At 73.3% G+C, this 23,907-nt stretch carries 18 protein-coding genes and 1 riboswitch; of the genes, 7 read left to right on the top strand and 11 right to left on the bottom strand.

The genetic code is table 11. The features are described from left to right. Positions 1-23: 23 nt before the first annotated feature. On the top strand, positions 24-1,424 hold the full coding sequence (locus ACLQ2X_RS14150) for an FAD-binding oxidoreductase (RefSeq protein WP_425681460.1): 1,401 nt from the start codon (positions 24-26) through the stop codon (positions 1,422-1,424). 1 nt (position 1,425) lies between these two features. Here ACLQ2X_RS14150 and ACLQ2X_RS14155 read toward each other — a convergent pair whose 3' ends face one another. After that, a complete protein-coding gene (locus ACLQ2X_RS14155) occupies positions 1,426-3,204 on the bottom strand; it encodes a glycerol-3-phosphate dehydrogenase/oxidase (protein ID WP_425681686.1) in 1,779 nt (592 codons plus the stop codon). A gap of 68 nt (positions 3,205-3,272) precedes the next feature. On the opposite strand from ACLQ2X_RS14155, the gene ACLQ2X_RS14160 reads away from it, so the two are divergent. Beyond that, positions 3,273-5,681 carry a S8 family serine peptidase gene (locus ACLQ2X_RS14160; RefSeq protein ID WP_425681461.1) on the top strand — a complete coding sequence of 803 codons (2,409 nt, stop codon included), beginning with the start codon at positions 3,273-3,275 and terminating at the stop codon, positions 5,679-5,681. Positions 5,682-6,410: 729 nt separating this feature from the next. Next, positions 6,411-7,823 carry a hypothetical protein gene (locus ACLQ2X_RS14165; RefSeq protein WP_425681462.1) on the top strand — a complete coding sequence of 471 codons (1,413 nt, stop codon included), beginning with the start codon at positions 6,411-6,413 and terminating at the stop codon, positions 7,821-7,823. Positions 7,824-7,883: 60 nt separating this feature from the next. Here ACLQ2X_RS14165 and ACLQ2X_RS14170 read toward each other — a convergent pair whose 3' ends face one another. Continuing rightward, positions 7,884-8,402: a YfbM family protein gene (locus tag ACLQ2X_RS14170; protein ID WP_425681687.1), complete on the bottom strand. Its 519-nt coding sequence runs from the start codon at positions 8,400-8,402 to the stop codon at positions 7,884-7,886. 70 nt (positions 8,403-8,472) lie between these two features. Between ACLQ2X_RS14170 and ACLQ2X_RS14175 the strand changes: the two genes are divergently transcribed. Together ACLQ2X_RS14175 and ACLQ2X_RS14180 are read left to right on the top strand one after the other, a co-directional pair. Next, positions 8,473-9,393 carry a GNAT family N-acetyltransferase gene (locus tag ACLQ2X_RS14175; RefSeq protein ID WP_425681463.1) on the top strand — a complete coding sequence of 307 codons (921 nt, stop codon included), beginning with the start codon at positions 8,473-8,475 and terminating at the stop codon, positions 9,391-9,393. Positions 9,394-9,464: 71 nt separating this feature from the next. Next, on the top strand, positions 9,465-9,701 hold the full coding sequence (locus ACLQ2X_RS14180) for a hypothetical protein (protein ID WP_425681464.1): 237 nt from the start codon (positions 9,465-9,467) through the stop codon (positions 9,699-9,701). 68 nt (positions 9,702-9,769) lie between these two features. On the opposite strand, the gene groL is transcribed toward ACLQ2X_RS14180, so the two are convergent. The 3 genes from groL to ACLQ2X_RS14195 form a co-directional block, all read right to left on the bottom strand. Further along, positions 9,770-11,392: a chaperonin GroEL gene (groL, locus tag ACLQ2X_RS14185; RefSeq protein WP_425681465.1), complete on the bottom strand. Its 1,623-nt coding sequence runs from the start codon at positions 11,390-11,392 to the stop codon at positions 9,770-9,772. Between the two features lie 272 nt (positions 11,393-11,664). Further along, positions 11,665-12,834: a hypothetical protein gene (locus ACLQ2X_RS14190; RefSeq protein ID WP_425681466.1), complete on the bottom strand. Its 1,170-nt coding sequence runs from the start codon at positions 12,832-12,834 to the stop codon at positions 11,665-11,667. A gap of 109 nt (positions 12,835-12,943) precedes the next feature. Then, complete coding sequence (locus ACLQ2X_RS14195; RefSeq protein WP_425681467.1) at positions 12,944-13,147, bottom strand: cold-shock protein; 204 nt, start codon at positions 13,145-13,147, stop codon at positions 12,944-12,946. 223 nt (positions 13,148-13,370) lie between these two features. On the opposite strand from ACLQ2X_RS14195, the gene ACLQ2X_RS14200 reads away from it, so the two are divergent. Beyond that, the gene (locus tag ACLQ2X_RS14200; RefSeq protein WP_425681468.1) at positions 13,371-13,883 is read left to right on the top strand and encodes a GNAT family N-acetyltransferase; all 513 of its coding nucleotides are present in this window, start codon (positions 13,371-13,373) and stop codon (positions 13,881-13,883) included. 70 nt (positions 13,884-13,953) lie between these two features. Here ACLQ2X_RS14200 and paaN read toward each other — a convergent pair whose 3' ends face one another. The 3 genes from paaN to thrC form a co-directional block, all read right to left on the bottom strand. Then, a complete protein-coding gene (paaN, locus tag ACLQ2X_RS14205) occupies positions 13,954-15,627 on the bottom strand; it encodes a phenylacetic acid degradation protein PaaN (protein ID WP_425681469.1) in 1,674 nt (557 codons plus the stop codon). A 52-nt stretch (positions 15,628-15,679) separates the two neighbouring features. Continuing rightward, positions 15,680-16,699, bottom strand: coding sequence for a GNAT family N-acetyltransferase (locus ACLQ2X_RS14210; RefSeq protein ID WP_425681470.1), 1,020 nt, complete (start codon positions 16,697-16,699; stop codon positions 15,680-15,682). A gap of 283 nt (positions 16,700-16,982) precedes the next feature. Beyond that, entirely contained in the window at positions 16,983-18,269 is a 1,287-nt protein-coding gene (gene thrC, locus ACLQ2X_RS14215; RefSeq protein ID WP_425681471.1) for a threonine synthase, read from the bottom strand. A 12-nt stretch (positions 18,270-18,281) separates the two neighbouring features. Beyond that, positions 18,282-18,413, bottom strand: a riboswitch (SAM riboswitch). 154 nt (positions 18,414-18,567) lie between these two features. Here thrC and ACLQ2X_RS14220 point away from each other — a divergent pair. Next, positions 18,568-19,257, top strand: a complete 690-nt coding sequence (locus ACLQ2X_RS14220) for a DUF4232 domain-containing protein (RefSeq protein WP_425681472.1) — start codon at positions 18,568-18,570, stop codon at positions 19,255-19,257. A 54-nt stretch (positions 19,258-19,311) separates the two neighbouring features. Here the strand turns inward: ACLQ2X_RS14220 and ACLQ2X_RS14225 are convergent, their stop codons facing one another. The 3 genes from ACLQ2X_RS14225 to ACLQ2X_RS14235 form a co-directional block, all read right to left on the bottom strand. After that, positions 19,312-19,761 carry a DoxX family protein gene (locus tag ACLQ2X_RS14225; RefSeq protein ID WP_425681473.1) on the bottom strand — a complete coding sequence of 150 codons (450 nt, stop codon included), beginning with the start codon at positions 19,759-19,761 and terminating at the stop codon, positions 19,312-19,314. A 179-nt stretch (positions 19,762-19,940) separates the two neighbouring features. Then, on the bottom strand, positions 19,941-20,864 hold the full coding sequence (locus ACLQ2X_RS14230) for an ABC transporter permease (RefSeq protein WP_425681474.1): 924 nt from the start codon (positions 20,862-20,864) through the stop codon (positions 19,941-19,943). Beyond that, positions 20,864-23,728 (bottom strand): alpha/beta fold hydrolase, encoded by a 2,865-nt coding sequence (locus tag ACLQ2X_RS14235; protein WP_425681475.1) that lies wholly within the window; start codon positions 23,726-23,728, stop codon positions 20,864-20,866. Before ACLQ2X_RS14235 ends, ACLQ2X_RS14230 begins: the two co-directional genes overlap by 1 nt. Positions 23,729-23,907 lie beyond the last annotated feature (179 nt).

Here is a 23,907-nt window from a genome sequence, read left to right on the forward strand (position 1 = left end):
GTTACGCCGGTAGCCTTCCCGGCATGGCCGCCCACCCCCTCCTCGACGACCTGCGGGCCGCGCTCGGCGACGCCGCGGTGCTGACCGATCCGGATCTGCTGGCCGGGCACGAGCGCGACGAGGCCGACCTGTGCGCCTCGGGCACCCCGCTGGTGGTGGTCCGCCCCCGCGACACCGACCAGGTGGTGGCGGTGGTCCGGGCCGCCGGCCGGCACGGCGTACCGGTGGTGCCGCAGGGCGCGCGGACCGGGCTGGCCGGCGCGGCGAACGCGGTGTCCGGCGCGGTGGTGTTGAGCACCGTGGCGATGGACCGGATCCGGGAGATCGACCCGGTCGGCCGGTTCGCGGTGGTGCAGCCCGGCGTGGTCAACGCGGCGCTGGCCCGGGCGGTCCGGGAGCGCGGCCTCTGGTATCCGCCGGACCCGGGCTCCTGGGAGTCGTCGACGATCGGCGGCAACGTGTCCACGAACGCCGGCGGCATGTGTTGCGTGAAGTACGGCGTGACCGGCGAGTACGTGCTGGGGCTGGAGGTGGTGCTCGCCTCCGGTGAGGTGCTGCGCACCGGTCGGCGCACCGCCAAGGGTGTCGCCGGGTACGACCTGACCCGCCTCTTCGTCGGCTCGGAGGGCACCCTCGGTGTGCTCACCGAGGTGACTGTGGCGTTGCGCCCGACCCCCGAGGGGTCGCTGACCCTGATCGCGGTCTTCCCCACCACGGCGGCGGCCGGTGGGGCGGTGGCCGGCATCGCCGAGCGGGGCCTCACGCCCAGCCTGCTGGAACTGCTGGACCGGACCCACCTGCGGGCGATCGAGGCGTACCGGCCGATGGGTTTGCGCACCGAGGCGCAGGCGCTGCTGCTGGCGGCGGTGGACACCGGCCCGCGTGCCGCCGACGACCTGGCGCGGCTGGCCGAGGTGTGCACGGCGGCCGGCGCCGACGAGGTCTACGCGGCCACGGATGCGACCGAGGCCGCCGCGCTGCTCCAGGCCCGTCGGCTGGCCCACCCGGCGATGGAACGGTTCGCCGCGCAGACCTTCCCCGGCGGCAACGGCGGCCTGGTCATCGACGACGTCGCGGTGCCGCGCGGCCGGCTCGCGGAACTGCTGGACGGGGTGGCCCGGATCGCCACGGAGTGCGACGTGCCGATCGGGGTGGTCGGGCACGCCGGGGACGGCAACATGCACCCGAACATCGTGGTCGACCGGGCCGACCCGGCGAGCGTGGAGCGCGGGCGGCGGGCCTTCGACGAGATCATGGCGCTCGGGCTGGAGCTGGGCGGCACCTGCACCGGTGAGCACGGCGTCGGGCTGCTCAAGCGGGACTGGCTGGCCCGCGAGATCGGGCCGGTGGGCGTCCGGGTCCACCAGGCGATCAAGGCCGCGCTGGACCCGGCCGGGCTGCTCAACCCGGGCAAGGTGATCTGACTCAGCCCCGGTCGGCGGCGAACCCCCGCACGTCGGGGGCGCCGAGCCGGGCCGCATCGGCCGCGATGTCGTCCGCCATGAGCTGCGACTCCCGCTCGGCCAGCACCCGCGCCCGGTAGTGGGCGACCTCCCGGTCCCGGGTCGCCGCGTCCCAGCCGAGCACCGCGCCCATCAGCTCCGCGGCGTGCTCCGCCGAGTCCAGGCCGCGGTGGCTGGTCTCGATGGAGATCCGGGTACGCCGGATGAGCACGTCCTCCAGGTGCAGCGCGCCCTCGGCGCGGGTCGCGTACGTCACCTCGGCTGCCAGGTATTCCGGCGCCCCGGCCAGCGGTGAGCCGAGCAGCGGGTCGGCGTCGACCAGGGCGAGCAGGTCGAGGGTGAGGCTGCCGTAGCGCTCCAGCAGGTGCTCGACCACCCCCACCGGCACCCCGTGCCGGCGGGCCAGGTCGGCGCGGTCGCGCCACATGGCCGCGAACCCGTCGGCGCCCAGCAGCGGCAGGTCGGCGGTACGCGACCGGCGGGTGCCGCCGAGCCGGTGCACCGCCCGGTCGACCACGTCGGAGGCCATCACCCGGTAGGTGGTGTATTTTCCGCCGGCCACCAGCAGCAGGCCGAGCATGGGTTCCACCACGGCGTGCTCGCGGGAGAGTTTGGAGGTGGAGTCCGCCTCGCCGGCCAGCAGCGGGCGCAGCCCGGCGTAGACGCCTTCGATGTCGGCGACGGTCAACGGCCGGTCCAGCACCTCGTTGACCTGGCCGAGCAGGTAGTCGATGTCCTTGGCGGTCGCCGCCGGGTGGGACCGGTCGAGCTGCCAGTCGGTGTCGGTGGTGCCGATGATCCAGTGCCCGCCCCACGGGATCACGAACAGCACGCTCGTCGCGGTGCGCAGGATCAGGCCGGTCTCGCCGACGATCGCCGACCGGGGCATGACCAGGTGCACCCCCTTGGAGGCCCGGACCCGCAGCTTCGGGCGCAACCCGACGTCGTTCAGCATCCGCGACATGTCGTCGCTCCACACGCCGGTGGCGGCGATCACGGTGCGGGCGCGTACCTCGAACTCGGCGTCGGGTGAGTCGGCCGGCGCCTCCAGGTCGCGCACCCGCACCCCGGTGACCTCCCGGGCCTGCCGGGTCAGGCCGACCGCGCGGGCGCTGTTCACCACCGTCGCGCCGAGGCTGGCCGCGGTGCGGGCCAGGTTGACCACGAGCCGGGCGTCGTCGACCTGGCCGTCGTAGTAGCGGATCGCCCCGGCCAGCTTGTCCGGCCGCAGGCTCGGGAAGATCCGGCGGGCGCCCTCACGGGTGAGGTGCCGGTGCAGCGGCATGCCGCGCCCGCCGCCGAACATCCCGGCGAACGCGTCGTACGCGGCGACGCCGAGCCCGTAGTAGGAGCGGCGGAAGATCCGCCGGGGCACGTCCCGCACGCCGCCCTCGGCGGGCAGCGGCACCAGGATCGGCACCGGGCGGACCAGGTGCGGGGCGAGCCGGGTGGCGAGCAGGCCGCGTTCGGTCAGCGCCTCGTGGACGAGGTGGAACTCGAACTGTTCCAGGTAGCGCAGGCCGCCGTGGATCAGTTTGCTGGACCGGCTGGACGTGCCGGCGGCGTAGTCGCGGGCCTCCACGAGGGCGACCTTCAGCCCTCGGGAAGCCGCGTCCAGCGCGGCGCCCGCTCCGGTCACGCCACCGCCGATGACAAGCACGTCGAACCGCTCGGCGCGGAGCCGGCGTAGGTCGTCGGCTCGGCGCTCGGGGGAGAGCTGGCCGGCCTCGGATCGGGACACGTTGGGGTCGCGCACCTTTCCACGGTAGCCCGCCCCGCGGACGCGGTGGCACCGCCCGCCGTACCGTGATGACCATGCTGATCGGTCCGCCCGTCGCCCCCGTGCCTCCGTCGCCGCGCGGGACCGGGGTGTGGCCGGTCGTCGCGGCGGTTTCCACAGGCGTCTGGATCGTGTTGGTCACCGTGCCCGGCCAGGTCACCGGCTGGCTGATCGATCAGGTGACGCTGATCCTGGGGGCGGACCGGGTGGTACCGGCCTGGCCGGGGGTCGCGGTGGCCACCGCGCTGCTGGCCGGTGCGCCGACGCTGGCGCTGGCGTTGGCGCCCCGCTCCCCCGCGTTGCGGGCGGCCGGCCGCGCCTGGACCGCCGGGGTGGTCGTGCTGGCCGTGACGACCCTGTTGCGGGTGGTGCCACCGGCGCACCACGAGGCGTACCTGGCGGCGCTGGCGGCGACCGCCGCGGTGCTGGCGTTCGTCGCCGCGCGGCTGGCCCGGCTCCGCCCACCGGTGCCGGTGCACGCCGCGCCCACGGGCGGCCGGTTCGGGGCGGTGTCGCTGCTGGCGATTGCCGCCGGCCTGGCGTCGCTGCTGCCGTGGGTGTGGGTGGGCGCGCTGGGCGGGGCGTTGGAGACGCTGCTCGCCGGGCTGGCCGCCGCCGCGTTCGGCGGGGTCGCCGGGGCGCTGCTCGGCCCCGGCTTCTGGGCCGCGTTCGGGCCCGGGCCGGCCCGGCTGGTGCTCGTCGGCGGCCTGGTGGCTGGCGTCGCGCTGACCCCGCTCGCGGCGGGGGCCGGGCAGTCGGGCGCGCAGTTGCCGGCGCTTGTCCTGTTGCCGCCGCTCGGTTTCGCGCTGGCCGCGTTGGAGGCCGCGGCCAGGCACGCCAGCCGCCCGGCCGGGCCGGCGCCGGTGCGCTGGCTGGTCGCCCTGGCGCTGCTGGGCCCGCTGGCCCTAACCGATCCGGAAGAGATCACTGTCCTGCTGTCCGCCACCCGCGACGTGCCGTTCTGGGTCGCCGTGGGCACCGGCGTCGCGTTCGCCGTCGCGGTCCTGCTCGCCGTCGGGTACGGCGTGCTGCTCGCCCGGTCCGGTGCCCGCGCGCCCCGGCGTGGCCCGGCCGCGTTCGCCGCCGGCGCGCTGCTCGCCGCCGTCGCCGTGGTGTACGTCGTGCCCGGTCAGCCCGGCCTGCACGGCGAGCGGCTGCTGGTGGTGCTGCGGGAGCAGGCCGACCTGGGCGGCCTGCCGACCGGTACGCCGGGCCGGGCCGGGCGGGACGTCCGGACGCGGGAGGTCTACCGCCGACTGGTGGCCACCGCCGACCGCACCCAGGGCGACCTGCGCCGCACGCTCACCCGGCTGCGGCTGGATCCGACCCCGTACTACCTGGTCAACGCGATCGAGACGGACGGCGGGCCAGCGGTGCGGGCCTGGTTGTCCGGCCGTCCCGAGGTGGCCCGGGTGCTGGTCAGCCAACGGCTGCGTCCGCTGCCCGCCGCACCGCCCGCGTCCGCCGGGGACGCGCCGGCGCCGACCGGTCCGGTCTGGAGTGTGCGGATGATCGGGGCCGACCGGGTCTGGTCGGAGTTGGGGGTGACCGGGGCCGGCGTGGTGGTGGGCAGCTCCGACTCGGGTGTCGACGGCCGGCATCCGGATCTGGCCGCCGGTTTCCGGGGCGGCGACGACTCCTGGTACGACCCGTGGGAGGGCCGCCGCGCGCCGGCCGACCGGGGTGGTCACGGCACCCACACGCTGGGCAGCGCGGTGGGCCGGGGCGGGATCGGGGTGGCTCCCGGTGCGCGGTGGCTCGGCTGCGTCAACCTGGACCGCAACCTGGGCAGCCCGGCCCGATACCTCGACTGTCTCCAGTTCATGTTGGCCCCGTTCCCGCCCGGCGGGAACCCGCTCGTCGACGGGCGTCCGGAGCGCGCGCCCGATGTGTTGACCAACTCGTGGGGCTGTCCGCCGCTGGAGGGGTGCGACCCGGCGGCGCTGCGAGCGGCGACCGCCGCGCTGACCGCGGCCGGCATCCTGGTGGTGGCCGCGGCCGGCAACACCGGCCCGTCGTGCCGTTCCATCGTGGACCCGCCCGCGCCGTACCCGGACGTGCTGACGGTCGGCGCGGTGGACCGGGATCGCTCGGTCACCGATTTCTCCAGCCGCGGCCCGGCGCCGGACGGGGCCACCAAGCCCGACCTGGTCGCTCCGGGCGCGGGCGTGCTCTCGGCGATGCCGGGCGGCGGATACGCGACTCTGGACGGCACGTCGATGGCCACACCTCAGGTCGCCGGGGTGGTGGCGCTCATGTGGTCGGCCAATCCGGCGTTGCTTGGCGACCTGGACCGCACCCGGGCGATCCTGCGGGAGACGGCCACGCCGGTGCCGCCACCCGGTGGTCGGACCGACGACTGCGGCGGGGCGGCGAACGTCTCGGGCGCCGGCCTGGTCAACGCGTACGCGGCGGTGCGTGCCGCCCGGACCGGATGAGCCGCCCGTGATGCCCTTGACAGTGGACGGAGCCACGTTGATCATGTGGGCACTCCGGCACCAGCTACTGGCCCGACCAGTGCGGTGACCGGCAGCCAATGAAACGGGGGCTACACATGCGGCGGTTCCGACGACATCGGGCATCAGGTGGCCTGAGCGCGAGCGGCCCGACCGACCCGTCCCGGATCTGACGGCAGGCACCGCCGCCGACACACCGCCGCGGGCTGCGCAGACCCGGGTGACCTGCTGTCTCCGCACGCCCCGCACACGGCTCGGGCACGTCGACAGGCATCCGTGGGTCGACACGGCACGCCCCGGCCGGGTGTCTGGTGCCGTGGACGCCACCGCGCCCGACGTCGCCACCTGACGCGGTCGCGCCTGACGGCACGGCGGGAACCGGCACCGGCAGTGCGATCCGGAGCAGCCGACGGGGGCGGTCCCGCGTACCCGCACGCCCCTCGACAGCGACGAACATGAGCGAGGACCCATCGAATGACTCAGCAACCCAACCCGATCCCTCCCCGCCCGACGGGCCCGTACCCGGGCCACCCGACCCCGGGCCCGCATCCACCCGCGGGCGCGTATCCGCCTCCGGGCCCGTATGCGCCTCCCGGCGCGTATCCGCCGGCGGGGCCCGGACCGTACGGCCCGCCGCAGGGGCCGCCCTCGACGGCCTACCACGGTCCACCGCCGGGCCAGCCTCCCGGACCGTACGGTCCACCGCCGGCCATGCCCGGCCCCGGCGGGTACGGGCCGCCGGCACCGGTCCGGAAGAAGTCGAAGCGCTGGCTCTGGATCACGCTGAGTTCCCTGATGGCGGTGGTTCTGCTCTGCGTGGGCGGCGCCTTCGGCCTGCGCCACTACAACCTGCAACGGTCCGCCGAGCGTTCCGCCGCCTTCGACGAGAAGCACTACCCGGTCAAGCCGGCGTTGGTCGATCGCATGATGGCCGAGCACACCCGGGCGCTGAAGGACCGGGACCTCAAGGCTTTCCTGGCACCCTTCGACCCGGCCGACAAGAAGCTGGTCGCGGACCGGACGCGGGTGTTCCAGAACCTCACCAAGATCCCCTTCAGCGAGGCAAAATTCACCTACCTGGCCATGCCGAAGGTCACGCCTCTCGGCTCGGGTTACACGTTCGACCTCATGGTGTCGTTCGTCCACCGGTTCGGCGCCTTCGACCAGGCGCCGATCGAGCGGCGGTACTTCTGGAAGGTCGTGCAGGGCGAGAAGAACGGTCCGCTCAAGGTCACCGCGATCGACCGGTTCCCGGCGGGGTTCAAGGCGAGCGATGACCGGTTCTACCCCACGCCGTGGGACACATGGAAGAGTCTCCACGTCGAGAAGACCGCACACACCCTGCTGATCGTCGAAGGATCGCTCGCCGCCGAGGCACGCCGCCACGCGGCGGCTGTCGAAGCCGCCGCGGTCAGGAACCGCGAGGCGTGGAAGGCCGCCGGGATGGCGGGTGATCCACCGGCCGGCTTCGTGGTGTCCCTGGTGAGGGGCAAGAAGGCCCTGGGCTCGTTGTGGCATATCCCCGACAAGCCCTCCACCGAAGAGGGATTCTCCATCGGCCTGCGATCGATCGAGTACGACGCGGACAGTAAACGGTTCGACGGTCCGCCGATCGGCGGCAGTCGGGTGGTGGTCGACGTGGCGTCGGACCTCGTCACCAGAACCGCGGACGGCCCGGCGACCATCTTCCGGCACGAACTGGCCCACTCGATGATGAGAGCCGTCATCGCCACCCGCGAGGCCGACGCGGAAGAGACCGACCTGACCAAGTGGGTGGTCGAGGGGTTCGCCGAGCACATCGGCCTCTCCCCCGCACCGTGGACGGCCAGCGAACGCGTCCCCGCAGCCAGGAAGCAGCGTCGCGCCGAGGGCGGGAACGTTTCGCTGCCGTCCAACCGGATCTGGGCCATGGGGGGTGCCAGTGGGGGCAACTACCACTACCTGCTGGGCCACGCGGCGGTCAACCACCTCGCCCAGAGGTACGGGGAGCAGAAGATGTTCCAGTTCGTCGCCGAGCACTATCGGGGCAAGACGGTCAAGAACCTGATCCCGCAGGTGTTCGGCATCTCGTACGAGGAGTTCGAGCGGGAATGGGCCGCGCAGGTCACCCGCACGTTGCGCTGACCCGGACGCGACCCGTGGTGGCCGCCGCGATTGTCGCGCCGGCCACCACGGCGACCGCGATCAGTCGATCCAGCAGATGACGGCGTCACCGGCCTTCGCCGCGTCGGCGAAGAAGGCCCGCGCGTACGGCAGGTAGTGGGCCACCCATTCCAACTGGTTGTCACGGTCCCAGATCAGGGGGTAGATGTCCGCCGCGGTCAGCTCGGCCGGGTCGACCCCCCGCACCAGGTCGGCCTCGGTGACCCCGGCCAGCGCGTTCGCCACCTCGACCACGTGCTCCGGCTTCAGGTAGGTGGGCGGGCCGTACCCCCAGTCGTGCGTCTCGACGAACTCGTCCCAGTCGAAGCCCTCGGGCGGGTCGTCCGCCGGCGCGGCGAGCAGCGGTCCACCGGTGACCACCGGCACCGTGATCCCGTACCGATCCAGCAGGAACTCGAGCGCCTGCCACGCCTTGTCGGTGCTGCCGTGCCGCCCGTCGTCCGCCTGCGCCTGCGCCTGCGCCAACTCGTAGGCCCAGTTGTGGTCTTCCCGCGCCCGGGCCAGTTCTTCCGGCGTCACCCGCAGCCAGTTACCGATCATGCTCACGAACGGCAGCATAGGGATCGGGACCGACACCTGTAGCCCCGCGCGGAGGCTACGGTCGACGACCATGGACGTGGAGATCACCGAACTGGAGCCGTCGGCCACCGTGGTCGACCTCTGCCGGCGCGCGCTCGACCTGCCCGAGGATGCCGCCGAAGCAGCGGCCATCGTGGACGCCCTGACCCGCGGCGCGGCGGCGCACCGGCCCGTCGTCGTGCTCGGCGCGACCCGAGGAGCCGACCTGACCGGCGTGCTGGTCGGGTCGGTGTCCTCGCGGGAGCCGGGACTCGGCCACGTGGACCTGGTCGCGGTCGCTCCCGGCCAGCGCCGCCGGGGCGTCGGACGCGCCCTGCTCGTCGAGGCGCAACGGCGGCTCGCCGCGTCGGGCGTGACCGAGCTGCTGCTCGCCGGAAACCCGCCGCACTACGCCTGGCCCGGCATCGACGTGCGCTACACCCCGGCGATCTGCGCCGCGCTCGCCCACGGCTACCGGCAGGACCGGACGGCCTGGAACATGACCGTCGACCTGACGGACGGCTCACCCGCCGTGCGGCCGACCGACGCCGCGCAACGCCGCCTGGCCGCGCAGGGCGTCACGGTACGCCGCGCCGAGCCGGCCGACGTACCGGCGCTGACCGTCTTCGCCCGCGGCACGTTCGGCGGCGCGTGGGACGGCGAGCTGGCCGCATCGGTGGGACGGCCGGAGGCGGGCGCGCACCTCGCCGAGCGCGACGGCCAGATCCTCGGCTTCGCCGCGTACGGGTCGTCGCGGCCGAGCTGGTTCGGGCCGATGGGCACCGCCCCGGCGGCGGAAGGGTTGGGGATCGGCGGGTTGCTGCTACGCCGCTGCCTGCGCGACCAGGCCGCCGCCGGGCTACGGTCGGCGCAGATCGGCTGGGTGGGGCCGGTGCCGTTCTACTCGGGCACGGCGGGGGCCCGCATCGAGCGGGTGTTCTTCCTCTACCGGAAGACCCTCACCGGCCCATAGCCGTCAATAGCGCCATTCTCCCTCCTCCGCCATCGACCGGGCCTACGGTCGGAGAGCAGAGGAGGCGGCGCATGACCACCAATGACGAACGGGCCGACGACCCGGCGAGGGGCCGGCGCCCCGCCGACGACCGGCCCGGTGCGCTCCCGTTCGACCGGCTCGACGTCGGCGACGCCGAACAGCTCGCCGAGCTGACCGGAACCGACCCGGCCCAGGTCGAGGAGCAACCGGTGGACGAGCCGAGACGGCTGCCACCGCCGTACGACCGGGCGCACAAGCGGCGCAACCAACGCCCGCTGCCCACCTGAGGCGCACACGGAAGGGGGCGGACCGCTGACGCGGCCCGCCCCCTTCCGGCGTACGTGTGGAGCTGGACTCAGAAGTCCATCTCCCCGCCACCCGGGCCAGCCGGGGCGGCCGGGTTCTTCTCCGGCTTCTCCGCCACGACGGCCTCGGTGGTGAGGAACAGCGCGGCGATCGAGGCGGCGTTCTGCAGCGCGGAACGGGTCACCTTGGCCGGGTCGATGATGCCGGCGGCCAGCAGGTCCACGTACTCGCCGGTCGCGGCGTTGAGGCCGTGACCCGGGTCGAGGTTGCGCACCCGCTCGACGACGACGCCACCCTCCATGCCGGCGTTGACGGCGATCTGCCGCAGCGGGGCGTCCAGCGCGACCTTGACGATCTGCGCGCCGGTCGCCTCGTCGCCGGCCAGGTCCAGCTTGTCGAAGGCGGTCTTGCCGGCCTGCACCAGCGCGACGCCACCACCCGGGACGATGCCCTCCTCGACGGCGGCCTTCGCGTTGCGGACGGCGTCCTCGATGCGGTGCTTGCGCTCCTTCAGCTCGACCTCGGTGGCCGCGCCGACCTTGATCACCGCAACACCGCCGGCCAGCTTGGCCAGACGCTCCTGCAGCTTCTCCCGGTCGTAGTCGGAGTCGCTCTTGTCGATCTCGGCCCGGATCTGGTTGACCCGGCCCTGGATCTGGTCGGCGTCGCCGGCGCCGTCGACGATCGTGGTCTCGTCCTTGGTCACCACGACCTTGCGGGCGCGGCCCAGCATCTCGAGGCCGGTGGCGTCCAGCTTGAGGCCGACCTCCTCGCTGATGACCTGGCCACCGGTGAGGATGGCGATGTCGGTCAGCATGGCCTTGCGGCGGTCACCGAAGCCCGGCGCCTTGACGGCGACCGACTTGAAGGTGCCGCGGACCTTGTTGACCACCAGGGTGGCCAGGGCCTCGCCCTCCAGGTCCTCGGCGATGATCAGCAGCGACTTGCCCGACTGCATGACCTTCTCCAGGATCGGGAGCAGGTCCTTCACCGACGAGATCTTGCTGTTGACGATCAGGATGTACGGGTCGTCGAAGACGGCCTCCATACGCTCCGGGTCGGTCATGAAGTAGGCGGAGATGTAGCCCTTGTCGAAGCGCATGCCCTCGGTGAGCTCGAGCTCCAGGCCGAAGGTGTTGCTCTCCTCGACGGTGATGACGCCTTCCTTGCCCACCTTGTCCATCGCCTCGGCGATGATCTCACCGACGCTGGGGTCGGCGGCGGAGATGGAGGCGGTGGAGGCGATCTGCTCCTTGGTCTCCACGTCCTTGGCGAGCTTGAGCAGCTCCTCCGAGACGCTGGCGACGGCGGCCTCGATGCCCCGCTTCAGGGCCATCGGGTTGGCGCCGGCAGCCACGTTGCGCAGACCCTCACGGACCAGGGCCTGGGCCAGGACGGTCGCCGTCGTCGTGCCGTCACCGGCGACGTCGTCGGTCTTCTTCGCGACCTCCTTGACCAGCTCGGCGCCGATCTTCTCGTACGGGTCCTCGAGCTCGATCTCCTTGGCGATGCTCACACCATCGTTGGTGATGGTGGGGGCACCCCACTTCTTCTCGAGCACGACGTTGCGGCCCTTGGGGCCGAGGGTCACCTTCACGGCGTCGGCGAGCTGGTTCATGCCCCGCTCGAGGCCGCGGCGCGCCTCTTCGTCGAACGCGATCATCTTGGCCATACGGCGTTGTCCTCCTGGACACTCACGGGCCATCCGGATGCCCGGATGGGCCGTCTGGTGTACGCACCTTGGGGACGTCGCCACCTGGCGACGACGACGTCCTCCTCGGTCGGGCCGGACAGCCCGCGACGACCGGCCCGTACCGCCCCGGCGCCTTTGCGACGCCGGTGCGACCGTGGCCCTACCGCCCCGACCATTGGCACTCACCGTACGCGAGTGCCAATGACTTGTTTAGCACTCTCCCTGCCCGAGTGCAAGCGCGACGGCCACGGTCAGCCGAGTTCCGCCGCCAGCCGACCCGCGGTCACCGGCCCTTCTTGCGCCCGCTGCTCGGCGTACGTGACGACCAGCCCGACCTGCTGCGCCAGGGAGGCCGGCGCGGTCAGCGACGCGGCCACGAGCGCCAGCACCAGCGCGCCGATCGCGGTGCCCGCGGTCGCCATCGGGTCGGCACCGAAGGCCGCCGTGCTCACCGCGCTCACCACCACCTCCAGCAGGGACGCGACGATCACCGCCGCCACCACCAGCGCCACCCGACCCAGCACCATGCCGAAGCGCCTGTGGAACATCCGCCAGGACCGCCCGATCGGGTCCTGCCGCTCGAACAGGTAGACCGGACCGAACAGCGCCAGCGCGGCCGCGGCGTAGACGCCCGGCAGCACGCAGAGACAGAACCCCAGGGTGACCAGCAGCGAGACCACGAGGGTCCAGCCCCAGAGGCCCAGGGCACGGCGCACCCCGTACCGGAAGGCCGCCCCCAGCCCGGTCGGCTCGCCCGCCGCCTGGCGGGTGACCACCCACGTCCCGGCGGCCCAGCCGATCGCCTGCAACGGCCCGAAGATGAGTGTGGCCGCCAGGATGACGCCGTAGAGGGCGAACAGGTTCTGCCAGTAGCCGTCCGGCAGCACCGGCGCCCCGTCCGGCCCGGTCGACAGATCCCCGGTGGGGGTGAGGAACAGTGAGATGACGGAGATCACCGCCGCCGGGATGGCCTGGGTCAGCAGCATGATCGGCAGAAGCTGCCGCCAGCCCCGGCGAACCGCACCCCAGCAGCGGGCGAACCAGGGACCGATGCCCGCGTGCGGCGGGTTGACGAGCGGATCCTGGGGGTCGAGACCGGGGAACCAGCCGGGGTAGGCGGGGACCGGCACGGCCGGGTACGTCGCACCCGGCATCGGATGACCCGAGTACGCCCCGGACCAACCGCCCGGCGGGGTGCCGCCCGGGGCGGACCAACCCGGCGGGGTGCCGCCGGAGCCGTCCACGCCGGGAGCGGTCCAGCCGGCCGGCGGAGGCGACGTCGGGCCGCGCCCACCCGGCGTGGACGGCCCCGGCTGCCCCGACGCTCCGGCCTGCCCCGACGCGGGCCAACCGGCCGGCGGCGGGCTCGGATCGCCGCCCGGCGGCGGTTCGCTGGATCCCGGCGCGGGCAGATCGGACATGGGCCCTCCTCAGCGGCAACAGCTGGAACGGCCCATGATCTTCCATGGCGTGCGCGCGCGCCGCAGCCCCACCCCCGGGCGACCCGTCACGGGCGACCGCCCGCCGGAATCAGGCGATGACCCGGACCCGCTCGGCCTGCGGCCCCTTCTGGCCCTGCGCGATCTCGAACTCGACCCGCTGGCCGTCGTCCAACGCCTTGTAGCCGTCCATCTCGATCGCGGAGAAGTGAACGAACACGTCCTGCCCGCCGTCGACGGCGATGAAGCCGTAGCCCTTCTCGGCGTTGAACCACTTCACGCTGCCCTGTGCCACGGTGCACTTCCTCACTCTGCGCGGCGTTCCAAGACCCGGAAGCCGGCGGACCGGCACCGGCGGCACACCGGTTCGGCAATCGATGACGGCCGCTGAAATCGGTGACCGAAATCGCACGCTACACGAGGCGTGACGACGGCGCCACGACCACAAATCGGGCATATTCTGGCCGACAATCGGCCCGGTCGCGCACCCCTCCCAACCGGTCGGGTATGCATGCGGCATGACCAGCACGCCCACGACCATCGTTCGCCGCCTCCGACCGGAGGACGCGGCCCGGATGCGCGCTCTGCGGCTGGAGATGCTGGCCGACACCCCGCTGGCCTTCCTGGAGACCGTCGCCGAGGCCGCGGCCCGCCCGCACGCGGACTTCGCCGCCCGGATCGCGATGGTCTCCCAGGGCAACCACACCGCCCAGTTCGTCGCCGACCCGGGCGGACGCCTGGTCGGCCACGCCGGTGGCACCGTCGCCCCGGACGAGCCGGGCCTGACACTCGTCTACGCCGTCTACGTGACGCCGTCCCGGCGCGGCACAGGGCTGCTCGCCGCGCTCGTCGACAAGGTGGCGGCCTGGTCGCGGGCCTGCCGCCGACCCGAGCTGATGATGGAGGTGGTGGTCGGCAACCACCGCGCCTACCGGGCCTACCAGAAGCTGGGCTTCGTGGACACCGGGGTACGCGTCCCGCACCCCCGCATCCCCGGGCTGCACGAACTCCAGATGCGCCGCCCCGCGTGAGCCGGCGCGTTGGCAAGCGTTAACAAGGGGCCCCTCCTCTACCGCAGGCGTTAAGAAGGGGCCCCTCCTTTCAGGCGTGGCGGCGGCTCTGCACGATGCGGAAGCGGTTGGCCACGTACGCGCCGTCGGTGAGCGCGGCGTTCGCCGCCGCGTTCGCGCCGGAGCCGTGGAAGTCGGAGAACGCCGCCGACTGGTTGACGAACACCCCGCCGGTCAGGTTGCACGACAGGTGCACCCCGGCGTCCACCGCCGCCGCCTCGGCCGCGTCCAGCACCGCCTCGTCCGTGGAGTAGACGGCCGCGGTCAACGCGCCCTTCTCCCCCACCGTCTCGCGCAGGATGCGCAGGCTGTGCCCGGTGGAGTCGGTCGCGATGGCGAACGAGATCGGCCCGAACCACTCCCGTGCGTAGGTCGCGGTGTCGGCCGCGTCCAGCTTCACCACGGTCGGGGTACGCACCACCGCGCCGGGGAACGACGGGTGCTCGACGGTGCGCGACTCCAGCACCGGCTCGCCGACCTTGGTCACCTCGTCCAGCCGCTCCAGCACGCCGTCGTTGACGATCGCACCGGTCAGTTCGACCCCGCGGGCCGGGTCGGCGGTCAGCTTGGCGACCGCACCGGCGATCCCGGCGGCCACCTCGTCGAAGCTCTTGTGCCCCTGGTCGGTCTCGATGCCGTCCCGGGGGATCAGCAGGTTCTGCGAGGTGGTGCACATCTGGCCGCTGTAGAGCGTCAGCGTGAAGCCCAGGTTGCGGCAGAGCCCGGCGAAGTCGTCGGTGGAGTCGATCACCACCGTGTTCAGGCCGGCCTTCTCGGTGTAGACGGCGGCCTGCCGGGCGTTCGCCTCCAGCCAGTCGCCGTACTCGGTGGAGCCGGTGAAGTCGACGATCTTCACCGCCGGGTGCAGGGCCAGCGTCGTGGCCAGCTTCTCGCCGGGCGTCTCGGCGGCGAGCTGCACCAGGTTCGGGTCGAACCCGGCCTCGGCGAGCACCTGACGGGCGTACTTCACGGTGATCGCCAGCGGCAGCACCGCGCGCGGGTGCGGCTTCACCACCACCGGGTTGCCGGTGGCCAGCGAGGCGAACAGCCCTGGGTACGAGTTCCAGGTCGGGAACGTGTTGCAGCCGATGACCAGTGCCACGCCGCGGGGCACCACGTGGAACGTCTTGGTCATCCGCAGCGGGTCGCCCTTGCCGGCGGCCTTCTCCCAGCCGGCGGTGCCCGGGTGGCGGGTCATCTCCGCGTACGCGTAGGCGACCGCCTCCAGCGCCCGGTCCAGGGCGTGCGCGCCACCGGCCTGGAACGCCATCACGAACGCCTGGCCGCTGGTGAACTGCACCGCGTTGGCCAGCTCGAACACGTTGCGGTGCAGCCGGTCGAGGATCTCCAGGCAGACGCCCGCCCGGGCGTGCGGGCCGGCGTCGCGCCAGGCGGGCAGCGCGGCGGTGGCGGCGGACACCAGCTGGTCGGCGGTGGCGTGCGGGTAGCGCACGTCGAGCGCCACCCCGAACGGGCTGGTCTCGGTGGCGACTGTGGTGCCGTCACCGGCCTGGTCGAGCGGGAAGTCGCGACCCAGGTATGCCTCGAAGGCGGTCTTGCCGTCGGCGGCGGCGGTCTCGCCGTACACCCGAGGGCTGGGCGACTCGGGGTAGGCCGACCAGTACCCGCGCTCCGCGATGGCGGTCAGCGCCCGGTCGAGGGTTTCGCGGTGCCTGTCGTACAGGGGGTGCGGGGTCTCCGTCATGCCCGCCATCATGCAACAGTCAGGCACCAGATCAGTAGGGGCGTGTCACAACTCAGATCGTCAACTGCCAGTCGACGGAACCGGCGGCCGGGCGGAATCCGAGCTGTTCGTTGATCGCGACCATGTGCGTGTTCGCCAGCGCGTTCCACGTGTCGATGGTCCGCAGGGCCGGCTCGTGGGCCAGCGTGTGCACCAGGTTCTCGGCCTTGCAGAGCAGGCCCAGCCGGTGGCCGCGGTGGCCGGGGTCGACCAGGGTGATCTCCTGCCAGGCGTGCCCGGTGCTGCTGGCCTCCAGGCTGAGTTGGGTCAAGCCGACCAACCGGCCGGACGCCTCGTGCACCGCCCCGGTGTGGTAGCGCCGTACGCCCCGGGCGTCCAGCGCCCGCTCCAGGTCCCGCAGCCGCTGCGCGTCCACCTGCTCCGGTTCCCAGTCCAGCTCGCCCATCGGCGCGTCGAGCAGCAGCCGGCCCTGCAGGCGGGCGACGTCGCCGACGTACTCCTCGGGGGTGTGGTCGCCCCAGCGCACCGTCCGGTAGCCGGTGGCGACGGCACGGGCCCCGCTCACCAGCGCGGCCAGCCGGTCGCGGTCGAGCGCGGTGACGTCGAGCCGGCGGCGCATGTCGGCCAGGGCCGGCTTCGCGCCCGCCGCGACGGCGAACGCCGCGCCCGGGAACACCCGGTCCTCCTCGCCCGGCAACGCCGCGACGGTGGAGCCGACGAGGCGCTTGCCGCCGTGTTCGCGCAGCAGCCGTACCCCGTGCTGGTGCAGTTCCCGCCCGATCCCTCGCCGCCGGTAGGCGGGGTCCACGACCAGCTCGACGCTGGCGTTCTCGGTGTTTTCCAGGGTGTGCAGGTACAGCCGGAGCCAGCCGACCGGGATCCCGTCGAGCCGGGCCACCAGCCAACGCGCGTCGATGCCAGGCATCGGGTGCCGCAGCAGCGCCGCGAAGCGCCGCCGACAGGGCGGCGGCAGATCCGGCTCGTCGACGGCCTGCGCCGCGACCTCGATCCGATACGCCGCGTCGAGCGCCGGCAGGTCGGTGGGGTCCAGCGGCGTCACGGTCAGGGCCATGGCTCCGAGCGTGCACCGGACACAGCGAAGGGGCCAGCGGTTTTCCGCCGGCCCCTTCGGACGTTGGTCGGGAGGGACGTCCACACAACGCCTCCGGCGTTGGGTCGCAAGAACTTGAAAAGTCTCCGGCGGATGCCCTCCCGCACGAAGCATCTTGCGCCGTCCGGTTCCTGTCGTCAAGTCCCGCTAGGTGGATTTCTCGCACTCACCGCACATCGCCGGTTACCCACCGATCTTGTCCGATCCCCCGTCCGGGCGAGCCGCGAGTGACCGAACACCCGACTCAGGACAGCAGGCCCGCCTCGCGGGCGGCGCGCAGGGACGGCTTGATGCGGTGCGTCGGACCGACCTGGGCGGCGACCGCGTCGATGGTCTTCAACCCTTCCCCGGTGTTGAACACCACCGTCTCGGCGGCCGGGTCGAGCCGGCCCGACTCCACCAGCTTGCGCAGCACCGCGACGGTCACCCCGCCGGCGGTCTCGGCGAACACGCCCGTGGTACGGGCGAGCAACCGGATGCCGGCCCGGATCTCGTCGTCGTCGGCGTACTCCATCCAGCCGCCGGTACGCCGCACCGCCTCCAGCGCGTACAGGCCGGCGGCCGGGTCGCCGATGTTCAGCGACTTGGCGATGCCGGTCGGCTTGACCGGCGTGATCGTGTCGGTGTCGCCGTGCAGCGCGGCGGCGATCGGGTTGCAGCCGGCCGACTGCGCGCCGAACACCTTCCAGCCACCGGCCGGCGCCTCGACCAGCCCGATCTCGACCAGCTCGGTGAACGCCTTGTCGATCTTGGTGAGCAGCTCACCGCTGGCCATCGGGATGACCACCTGGGCCGGGATCCGCCAGCCGAGCTGCTCGGCCACCTCGTAGCCGAGCGTCTTGGAACCCTCGGCGTAGTAGGGCCGCACGTTCACGTTGACGAACGCCGTGTCCTCGAACTCGTCGGTCTCCACCAGTTCGCCGCAGAGCCGGTTCACGTCGTCGTAGGAGCCGTCGATGGCGACCAGCTCACCGCCGTAGACCGCGGTGGTGACGACCTTGCCCGGCTCCAGGTCGCCGGGGATGAAGACCACCGACGGCACACCGGCCCGGGCGGCGTGCGCGGCGACCGAGTTGGCGAGGTTCCCGGTGGACGCGCAGGCGTACCGGGTGAAGCCGAGCGCGCGGGCGGCGGTGAGCGCCACCGACACCACCCGGTCCTTGAACGAGTGGGTGGGGTTGGCGCTGTCGTCCTTGATCCACAGCGGTGCGGTGAACCCCAGCTCGGCGGCGAGGTTGCCGGCGGCGACCAGCGGGGTCAGCCCCGGGTCGAGCGTCACCCGGGTGTCCGGGTCCTGACCGGCCGGCAGCAGGGCCGCGTACCGCCAGATGCTGTTCGGCCCGGCCTCGATCTGCGCGCGGGTGACGGCGGCCAGCGCGGCGGCGTCGTAGTCGACCTCCAGCGGGCCGAAACACTCGTAGCAGGCGTGCTGGGCGGCCAACGGGTAACGAGCCGAACAGGCGCGGCAGACCAGGGCACGGGCCGGGCTGGCGGAGGTGTCGATGCCGGCGGCGGGAAGCGTTGACGTCATGTCGAGGGGTTCCTCTCATCTTTCCCCGCATCGCCGGGTGCGGCGGGGACGGAATTGGCACCTGCCCGCGTCGCTCGTCGTCAAGCGCGCTGGTGGTTGCCGGGGCGTCGTCGGGCCGTATCCCTCAGCCCCTCTGGATGAGGTATGCAGTTGTGCCACCGAGTCTATGCGCCGCCCACGGCCGTGCCACCTGGCGATCCCACGCTGTGGGCCGGCCCGGTGACCGGATGTGACCGGCTCCACCCGGGCTCGCTCGACGCGGCCCTCGCCGCACCCGGCGGGCTGGCATGATCGGCGGATGCGTCCCGCGACGGCCCGGATCGGCCTTCTGGCCGGCGTAGCCCTGCTCGCCGCCTGCGCCCCGGCCCCGGCGCCGGTCGAGCCGCTGTCCGGGCCGCCCGGTGCGGACGCCGACATCCCGGGACGGCGGGTCGAGCCGCTGCCCGAGCGCCCCGGCGCGCGGGCCGACACCCCTGGGCCCGTTCCCGCCTGCTCCCCCGAGGGCATCCGCATCGTCGAACTCGGGGTGAACGCCGCGATGGGGCTGCGGGCGATGGGCCTGGAACTGGTCAACTGCGGCGAGAAGCCGTACGAGCTGAACGGCTATCCGGCGGTCCGCCTCCGGGACCCCGACGGGGACCCGGTCCGGGTCAGGATCATCGCGGGCGCAACCGGGATCACCTCCGGCTTCGACCATCCACCCGCCCGGATCGTGCTGGCCCCCGGCGAGCGGGCCGGGGCCGCGCTGGTCTGGCGGAACCTGGTCACCGACCCGACGGTGGTGGCGACCGAGGGCGCGCGGCTCGATGTCGCCCCGGTGTCCGGCCGACCGGCGTATCCGGTCGCGATGACGGGGACGATCGACCTCGGCAACACCGGCCGGCTCGGCGTCAGCGCGTGGGAACGCCGCGACACCGGCCGCGCGACCGGCACGCCGGCGCCGCAGGGCCCGCCGTCCCCGGTGACCTCGCCGGTCGACCCGGTCTGAGAAGAAGATCCTGGCACGGGGCGCACCCGTACCAGGATCTCGGCGAGTGAAGGCTCAGGCGGGGACGGAGGCGCGGCGGGTGGGTGCCGGCCCGGCCGGGGTGGCGCGGCGGCGGGACAGCAGCGCGTCGAGTGCCCAGCTTCCCGGGCCGAGCACCGCGACCAGCAGGAACGACCAGCAGAAGAACACGGCCAGTTCGCCGCCGTTGCGCATCGGTAGCAGGCCGTGCGGTTGGTGCACCACGAAGTACGCGTACGCCATCGAGCCGGAGGCGAGCAGCGCGGCCGGTCGGGTGACCAGGCCGACGAGCACCAGTGCGCCGCAGATCAGTTGGATCAGCGCCGCCCACCAGCCGGGCCAGGCAGCGAACGGGACGGCTTCGCCGCTGCCCCGGTTACCGCCGAACACCCCGAAGATCGACGCCGCGCCGTGGCACACGAAAAGCGCGCCGACGATGGCGCGAAAAAGGGACAGGACAGAGCCGGTGAGCTGGGTCGGATTCATGCGGTGCCTCCTGGGACGGGTTGTCGGACGGGTCCAGGATGGCGGCCTTATATATCGATGTTAATCGATTTCTTTGCAGGCGGGACAATTGACTGGGAACGCTCCCATGATATGGGCCGGGACAGCGGAGCGGCGCCCCTTCCCACAGACCGAACGCGTGGCCGCGGTGCCGCCCACCCTCAGCTGGTGATGTCCTTGCGGGTGAAGCGCCAGAACGCCAGGCTCCAGAACAGCGTGGCGTAGACGATCGCCGAGATCGCACCCTTGACGACGTCGTCGGTCTGCATCGGTGTGGACAACAACCCCAGCCAGGCGCTGCTGTAGTGCGTCGGCAGCAGCGAACGCAGCCCGCCCAGCGCGGTGATCTGGTCCAGGATGCTGGACAGGATCCACAGCAGCACCGCCCCGCCGACCGCGCCGAGCGCCGCATCCGTGGTCACCGACAGCAGGAACGCCAGCCCGGCCACCACCAGCAGCACCACCGCCAGGTAGCCGAGCACCCCGAGCAGCCGCAGCAACCCGTCGGCCGGGGCCAACTCGGCGGACACCTGGCTGCTCAGCGGCTTCCAGCCGTACCGCAGCGTGCCGGCCAGCAACGCGGTGCCCGCCAGCAGCAGCAACGCCAGTCCGGAGTACGCGAGCGCGACCACCAGCTTCACCGCCAGCAACCGGGCCCGGGGCACCGGCACCGCCAGCAGGTAGCGCAGGCTGCCCCAACTCGCCTCGCTGGCCACCGTGTCACCGCAGCACAACGCCACCACCACGACCAGCAGGAACGACGCCGAGACCAGGATGGAGAACAGGGTGAAGTTGAGCCCGCCCGAGGTGGCCAGGTCGGCCAGGCTGGCGAACTCGCCGCGCCCGTCGCGGTCGTCGCCGCCGGAGTCGAACTGGAACGCCACCAGGATGATCAACGGCAGCAGCACCATGAACCCCAGCGCGAGCTGGGTACGCCGCCGCGACGCCTGCCGCCGGAACTCCGCGCCGAACGGCAGGGTCGCCGACGGCCGGTAACCGGCCGCCGCCCCGCCGGACGACGGCTGCCCCCCGGCGGCGCCGGACGTGCCGCCACCCGACGTCGATGTCACCGACGAACCCGCCATCACCGGTCCCCGCTTCCCCGAGAGTTCTCGCCCACCAGGGCGAGGAACGCGTCCTCCAGGCGGCGCCGGGGCACCACCCGGTCCACCCCGATGCCGGCCCGGACCAGCTCGGCCACCACCTCGCTGCGGGCGGTGCCGTTGGTGTCCACGACCAGCCCGCCGTCGGCGTCGGGCAGCACCCGGACACCGCCGAGCCCGTCCAGCACCGCACGTGCCGCGTCCGGGTCGCTGACCTCGAACAGCACACTCGGCGACTCGCCGACGATCTCATCGACCGGGCCGGACGCGACGATCCGCCCTTTGTTCACCACCACCGCGTGCGTGCACGTCTGCTCCACCTCGGCCAGCAGGTGACTGGAGACCAGCACCGCGCGGCCGGCGGTGGCATAGCGCTGCAACACCCGGCGCATCTCGGCGATCTGCGGCGGGTCCAGCCCGTCCGTCGGCTCGTCGAGCACCAGCAGCTCCGGCAGGCCGAGCATGGCCTGGGCGATGGCCAGCCGCTGGCGCATGCCGTGGCTGTACTTCTTCGTCCGCCGGTGCACCGAGTCGCCCAGGCCGGCGATCTCCAACGCCGCGTCGAAGTGCGCGTCCTCCCACGGTCGCCCGGTGGCCCGCCAGTACGCCTTGAGGTTGTCCAGGCCGGACAGGTGCGGCAGGAAGCCCGGCCCCTCGACCAGCGCGCCGATCCGGGACAGCACCGGCGAGCCGGGCACCAACCGGTGACCGAAGACGTAGATCTCCCCGGCGGTCGGCTGGGTCAGCCCCATCAGCACCCGCAGCGTCGTGGTCTTGCCCGCCCCGTTCGGCCCGAGCAGACCGACCACCTGCCCGGGGTGCACCTCGAAGTCCACGTCGGACACCGCGACGAAGCCGTCCGCGTACTCCTTGCGCAGGTTGCGCACGGCGAGCGGGACGCCCGCGTACTCCGGGTGCACGGAGTTGTCCTGGCGGCGGTGCCGGCGGCGGGTGACCAGCACGACCACGACGAGCCCGAGCACGATCGCGGCCAGCAGGCCGGCCAGCACCCAGCGCCACACCGCGGCCGTGGTGGGGATCGGGGTGGCGTCGACAGTGGGCAGCGTCAGCGCTCCCCCGCCCAGCGCCACGGTGTGCACGGCGGGCTCGGCCGGCGTGGCGTACGCCTGGTCCGACGTCGCCACCACGAGCCGCAGCCGGTGCCCGGCCTCGACCCGCCGGACGATCCCCGGCAGCGTGACGGTGACCGGGGTGGCCGCGTCGACGCTGCGCGGCAGGCCCGTCAGGCGAACCGGTGCGACCAGGCCGGACGGCAGCGTGGCCGCGCCCTGCGGGTCGACGTCGTAGAGCTTGACGAACAGCACCGCCTCGCCGGTCGGGGAGGCGGCCTTGATCCGCACGGTCGGCGCGCCCACGACGTCGACCGCGTCATCGAGCGGCGCCGACTCGAAGCGGGCGTGCTGGCCGGGGATGTCACCGGCCACGCCGTCCAGCAGCGAGCCGAGCGCGCCCGCGAACGGCACCGAGGAGATCGCCGCCGGGTTGCCGTTCGGCGGTACGGCGACCGGCTGGGGCGGGCCGGCGAGCGCCACCTCCCGGCGGTCCTGCCCGCTCAGCCCCGGATAGTCGTCGGTACGGAAGCCGGTGGCCACCAGGCCCCGGTCGAGCGCGTCGAACCCGGCGATGCGGGAGAACGTGAAGGTGTCCCCGGGTGCCGGCCCGTCACCGGCGACGTAGTGGTCGAGCCACTGCGCGGTCAGGAACCTCACCCGGTCGGAGTCGGAGGTGGGCCCGGAGCCGCCGTCGTGGCCGCCGGTGAACCAGGCGACCCGCACCGGCGTGCCGGCGGCGGCGATGCCGCGGGCGTTGGCGTCCGCCTCGGCCAGCGGGAACAGCGTGTCCGCCTCGCCCTGCACCAGCAGGGTCGGCGCCTTGATCCGGCCCAGCACGGGGGCCGGCGACGACCGGCGCAGCAGCTCGTCCGCCGCCGCGTCGGCCCGGCCGGTGGTGGCGATGCGCAGGTACGCGGCGCACACGTCGGCGGCGAAGCGACCGCAGGACGGGTCGGCCGCGCCGCCCGGGACGCGTCCGGAACCGGTGCCCGGTCCGGCGCCCGGCTGCGGGCTCGGCGGTCCGGCGGACTCCGGGGCGCCCTCCGGCGCGGCCGCGGTGGCGCCGGACAGGCCGGCCGGGCCGGAGCCGGCGCTCCCGCCGCCGCCGAAGAAGATGCCCGCCCAGCCCTTCTTGAACACGCCCGCGGTGGGCGCCTGCCCGGTGCTCTCCGGCAGGAACGCCCGGGACAGGTCGTTCCAGGTGATCATCGGGACGATCGCGTCGACCCGCTGGTCCTGCGCGGCCAGCAGCAGGGCGAGGCCGCCGCCGTAGGAGCCGCCGACGACGCCGACCCGGGGATCGCCCGGCGCGTCGAGGCGGATGTCCGGGCGGGCGGCGAGGCGGTCCAGCAGCCGCTGCGCGTCGCGTACCTCGTGGTCGGGGCTGTCCAGGTGGATCTGGCCGCCGCTGCGGCCGAAGCCACGCGCGGTCCAGGCGAGCACCGCGTACCCACGGGCGACCAGGTCCTCGGCGTCGGCGCGGACCGAGTCCTTGGTGCCGCCGAAGCCGTGTGCCAGCAGCACCGCCGGCACCCGGTTCGCCGCCGAGGCGCCGTCGGGCAGGTAGAGCGTGGTGTCCAGGTCGACCGGCTCGTCGCCGGTCGGCCCGGAGCGGACGGTCACCAGCGCCGCCTCGGTACGGAAGCCGGAGCTGTCCGGACGAGCCACCCAGACCAGGGCGGCGGCGAGCAGGACGACCACCGCCACGACGGCGACGATCCGGCGCGGGGAACCGGCCAGGGCGCGCCGGAGCCGCGCGGCGGTTGATCTCATGCGGCACACGGTACGGCGCGTCGGCTGAGCATTCGCTGAGATCCGCCGTACGTCCGTCCGGTTGCGCCGTTCGGTGCCTGTGGTACGTCGTACGCCAAAGGTCCAGAGCATCCCAGCGCGACTAATTCGGATCACGTGAATTCACATCTTCTGGCTAAACCATCGTCGATGCCGCTTCT

It is taken from the genome of Micromonospora sp. DT31 (assembly GCF_049841795.1).
Lineage (GTDB): Bacteria > Actinomycetota > Actinomycetes > Mycobacteriales > Micromonosporaceae > Micromonospora.